Annotated in this window: 4 protein-coding genes; 3 read left to right on the plus strand and 1 reads right to left on the minus strand. The window is 67.1% G+C overall.

What is annotated here, in order from left to right; all coding sequences use genetic code 11:
• Positions 1 to 204, minus strand: a 204-nt coding sequence (locus tag JMF90_RS24435; protein ID WP_201325524.1) for a peptide deformylase, incomplete at its 3' end; no start/stop codon positions are given.
• 185 nt (positions 205 to 389) lie between these two features.
• On the opposite strand from JMF90_RS24435, the gene dprA reads away from it, so the two are divergent.
• The 3 genes from dprA to JMF90_RS24450 all read left to right on the plus strand — a co-directional run.
• Positions 390 to 1703: a DNA-processing protein DprA gene (dprA, locus tag JMF90_RS24440; protein WP_201317047.1), complete on the plus strand. Its 1314-nt coding sequence runs from the start codon at positions 390 to 392 to the stop codon at positions 1701 to 1703.
• Positions 1704 to 1739: 36 nt separating this feature from the next.
• Positions 1740 to 2120 (plus strand): thioredoxin family protein, encoded by a 381-nt coding sequence (locus tag JMF90_RS24445; RefSeq protein WP_006477457.1) that lies wholly within the window; start codon positions 1740 to 1742, stop codon positions 2118 to 2120.
• A gap of 194 nt (positions 2121 to 2314) precedes the next feature.
• On the plus strand, positions 2315 to 4804 hold a 2490-nt coding region (locus tag JMF90_RS24450), incomplete at its 3' end, for a DNA topoisomerase III (protein WP_201325525.1).

Below are 4804 nucleotides of genomic sequence, written 5' to 3' on the forward strand. Positions count from 1 at the left end.
GTTCTTCTCTTCGGAGACGTCGATCACGATCACGCGCTCGTGCACGTCGACCTGCGTGGCCGCCAGGCCGATGCCGGGCGCCGCGTACATGGTCTCGGCCATGTCGGCGACGAGCTTGCGGATCCGGTCGTCGACCTTGTCGACGGGCTTCGCGACCTTGTGCAGCCGCTTGTCGGGGTAATGAAGAATATTGAGCAATGCCATGGTATTCGGTATTCGGTGGAGCGGCGTGCCGCATCGGCCATCCGGCCGGCTGGCGCCGCCGCCGGGATGCAATGAAGATGAGGCGGATGCGTGGCATATCAATGCCGCGGATCGCGCCTCCTGCAATCGGCCGCGTGCCTGCGCGCACGGCCCTGTCGAGTATTTCGGATGATGAAAATTTTATCATGGCGCCACGCGCTCCGCTGGCCGCCGCATTCGAGGGCCGCCTCATGTCCCCGCAAGCGCTGACGCCCGCCGCGCTGCGCGCCTGGCTGCAGCTCGCGCATGCGCCCGGTCTCTCGCCCGCCGTGCTGCAGGTGCTGCTCGCGGCTTTCGGCTCGCCGGACGCGTTACTGCGCGCGCCCGACGAGGCGATCGCCGCCGTGGCCACCCCCGCCGCCGCGCAGGCCGTGCGTGCGAGCGAGCGCGACGGTCTCGATACGCGCACCGACGCCGTGCTCGCGTGGCTCGACGGGCCGGGCAACGTGCTCGTCACGCTGAGCGATCCGGCCTACCCGCCGCGGCTGCGCGATCTGCACGATCCGCCGCCGCTGCTATATGTAAAGGGGCAGCTCGACCTGCTGCACGCACGCGGCCTCGCGGTGGTCGGCAGCCGCCATGCGACGCCGCAGGGGCTCGCCGACGCCACGCATTTCGCCCACGTGTTGTCCGACGCGGGCCTCACGATCGTCTCGGGCCTCGCACTCGGGATCGACGGCGCCGCGCATCGCGGCGGGCTCGACGGCCGCTCGGGCACCGTCGCGGTGATCGCGACGGGCGCCGATCTCGTCTACCCGGCGCGACACCGCGCGCTCGCGCACGAGATCGCCGCACACGGCGCGATCGTGTCGGAATGGCCGCTCGGCACGCCGGCGCGCGCCGCGCATTTCCCGCAGCGCAACCGGCTGATCGCCGCGCTCGCGATCGGCGCGCTCGTCGTCGAGGCCGCCCCGCGCTCGGGCTCGCTGATCACCGCGCGGCTCGCGAACGAATTGGGGCGCGATGTGTTCGCGATGCCCGGTTCGATCCACGCGCCGCTCGCGCAGGGCTGCCACGCGCTGCTCCGCGACGGCGCGAAGCTCACCGCGGCGCCGCTCGACGTGCTCGAGGAATACGGGCTGGGCGAACCGGCGGCGCGCGCAACGAGCGGCGCAATGCGAGCCGGTAATCAGGGCCCGAATGCCGACGAGATCCGCGAACCCGAAGCTGCCGGCATCGCGCAAGCGGGTCGCCCTGCCGCGAACACCGCGCCGGCCTCCATCGAAGCCGCTCCACCAGGCACCCCGTCGGAACAGGCGGTGCTCGCCGCGCTGGGATACGGCCCCGTGACGTACGAATGGCTGGCCGAGCACAGCGGCCTGTCCGACGACGTGCTGCATGGCGCGCTGCTCTCGCTGGAACTGACCGGCCGCGTCGCGAGCGTCGCCGGCGGACGCTTCGCGCGGCTTGACGCCGCGCCCACCCCCTCTGCGCGGGGCGTGCTACATTCCCCGGCATAGGGGCGGCCCGACCGCCGACGCTACCCAAGGAATTCCATGCCCGCGCTGAATCTCGACACCGATGCAGATCGGATCGCCGAGCGCCTCGCCGATCCCGGCACGTTGCTGGTCGCCTGCCTGTGCGCCGAGTGGTGCGGCACGTGCCGCGACTACCGGAGCGCCTTCGACCAGCTCGCCGATGCGCATCCGGACGCCTGCTTCGCCTGGATCGACATCGAAACCCATGCCGACCGCCTCGACGATCTCGACGTCGAGAATTTCCCGACCATCCTGATCGAGGATGCCCACACCGCCCGCTTCTTTGGCACGGTGCTGCCGCACGCGGCGATCGTCGAGCGCATGCTGTCCGACCTGAGTGCGGTGCCCGGTGCGCCGCACGCACCGAAATTGCGCGACATCCTGAACGTCGAAGCCTGAATTCGCGGGCCCGCCCGGCGGTTTTGCGCAGGCTGGCGCGGCCCGCCGCGCCGGGCGCTTGCCGCCATTGCAGCCCCCCTCTATGATGAGCCGCTTTTTACACGCCGAGCCGCCGTCGCTGCGGCGTGTGCTATAAAGCGGTCGTAAAAGGGACCCACAACCGGGCGAACCCGGTCTACCAACACACACCTGTCATGTCCAAAGCACTGATCATTGCGGAAAAGCCTTCTGTCGCGAACGACATCGCACGCGCTTTGGGCGGCTTTACCAAGCATGACGAGTATTACGAGAGCGACGATTTCGTCCTTTCGTCCGCTGTCGGCCACCTGCTGGAAATCGCCGCCCCGGAGGAGTACGAGGTCAAACGCGGGAAATGGAGCTTCGCGCATCTGCCCGTCATTCCCCCGCATTTCGACCTGAACCCGATCGCAAAAAGCGAGTCGCGCCTCAAGGTGCTCACGAAGCTGATGAAGCGCAAGGACGTCGACCGCCTGATCAACGCATGTGACGCGGGGCGCGAGGGCGAGCTGATTTTCCGCCTGATCGCGCAGCACGCGAAGGCGAAACAGCCAGTCCAGCGCCTGTGGTTGCAATCGATGACGCCGCAGGCGATTCGCGACGGTTTCGCGAACCTGCGCAGCGACACGGACATGCAGCCGCTCGCCGACGCCGCACGCTGCCGCTCGGAAGCCGACTGGCTCGTCGGGATCAACGGCACCCGCGCGATGACCGCGTTCAACAGCAAGGGCGGCGGCTTCTTCCTGACCACCGTCGGCCGGGTTCAGACGCCAACGTTGTCGATCGTCGTCGAACGTGAAGAGAAAATCCGCCGCTTCATCCCGCGCGACTACTGGGAAGTGAAGGCCGAATTCGCGTGCGCGAGCGGCTTCTACGAAGGGAAGTGGTACGACCCGAAATTCAAGCGCGACGAATTCGATCCGGAAAAGCGCGACTCCCGTCTGTGGAGCCTGCCGGCTGCCGAGACGATCGTCGCCGCCTGCCGCGACCAGATCGGCACGGTGTCCGAGGAATCGAAGCCGTCGACGCAACTGTCGCCGCTGCTGTTCGATCTGACGAGCCTGCAGCGCGAAGCGAACGGCCGTTTCGGCTTCTCCGCGAAGAACACGCTCGGTCTCGCGCAGGCGCTGTATGAAAAGCACAAGGTACTGACCTACCCGCGTACCGACGCGCGCGCGCTGCCGGAAGACTACCTGTCGACCGTGCAGTCCACGCTCGAGATGCTCAAGGAGAGCAACAACTACCTGCCGCACGCGAAGCAGGTGCTCGACAAGGGTTGGGTGAAGCCGAACAAGCGGATCTTCGACAACTCGAAGATCAGCGACCACTTTGCAATCATCCCGACGCTCCAGGCGCCGAAGGCGCTGTCCGAGCCCGAGCAGAAGCTGTACGACCTCGTCGTGAAGCGCTTCCTCGCCGTGTTCTTCCCGGCGGCCGAATTCCGCGTGACGACCCGGATCACCGAAGTCGCCGGCCATCACTTCAAGACCGAAGGCAAGGTGCTGGTCGAGCCGGGCTGGCTGCAGGTGTACGGCCGCGACGCCGAAGGCGCGGACGCGAACCTCGTGCCGGTGCAGAAGGACGAGAAGGTGAAGACCGACGAGATCGCCGCCGTCGCGCTCGTGACCAAGCCGCCCGCACGCTACTCGGAAGCGACGCTGCTGTCCGCGATGGAAGGCGCGGGCAAGCTGGTCGAGGACGACGAGCTGCGCGAGGCGATGGCCGCGAAGGGCCTCGGCACGCCGGCCACGCGTGCGGCGATCATCGAAGGCCTGCTCGGCGAAAAGTACCTGCTGCGCGAAGGTCGCGAACTGATCCCGACCGCGAAGGCATTCCAGCTGATGACGCTGCTGCGCGGCCTCGGCGTGAAGGAACTCACGGCGCCCGAGCTCACCGGCGAATGGGAATACAAGCTGTCGCAGATGGAGCGCGGCAATCTCGGCCGCGACGCGTTTATGCAGGAAATCGCCCGCATGACGCAGCAGATCGTCAAGCGCGCGAAGGAATACGATTCCGACACGATCCCCGGCGATTACGCGACGCTCGAGACACCGTGCCCGAATTGCGGCGGCCAGGTGAAGGAAAACTACCGCCGCTTCGCGTGCACGAAATGCGACTTCTCGATCTCGAAGATCCCGGGCAGCCGGCAGTTCGAGATCCCGGAAGTCGAAGAGCTGCTGCAGAAGAAGGAAATCGGGCCGCTGTCCGGGTTCCGCAGCAAGATGGGCCGCCCGTTCTCGGCGATCCTCAAGCTGTCCTTCGACGACGAGACGAAGAACTACAAGCTCGAGTTCGATTTCGGCCAGGACCAGGGCGGCGAGGAAGGCGAAGCGCCCGACTTCTCCGCGCAGGAGCCGGTCGGCGCGTGCCCGAAGTGCAAGGGCCGCGTGTTCGAGCACGGGATGAGCTACGTGTGCGAACACTCGGTGGCGAACCCGAAGACCTGCGACTTCCGCTCGGGCAAGGTGATCCTGCAGCAGGAAATCACGCGCGAGCAGATGGGCAAGCTGCTCGCCGACGGCCGCACGGATCTGCTGCCGAACTTCAAGTCGTCGCGTACCGGCCGCAACTTCAAGGCGTTCCTCGTGAAGCAGCCGGACGGCAAGATCGGTTTCGAGTTCGAGAAGAAGGAACCGAAAGCCGCCGCCGCGAAGAAGACGGCCCGT

This window comes from Burkholderia sp. E168m23, from assembly GCF_016586125.1.
Classification (GTDB): domain Bacteria; phylum Pseudomonadota; class Gammaproteobacteria; order Burkholderiales; family Burkholderiaceae; genus Burkholderia; species Burkholderia orbicola.

Coding starts and splice junctions, on each gene's coding strand:
- JMF90_RS24445 (WP_006477457.1), top strand. CDS start 1,740: ATGCCCGCGCTGAATCTCGACACCGATGCAGATCGGATCGCCGAGCGC.
- dprA (WP_201317047.1), top strand. CDS start 390: ATGGCGCCACGCGCTCCGCTGGCCGCCGCATTCGAGGGCCGCCTCATG.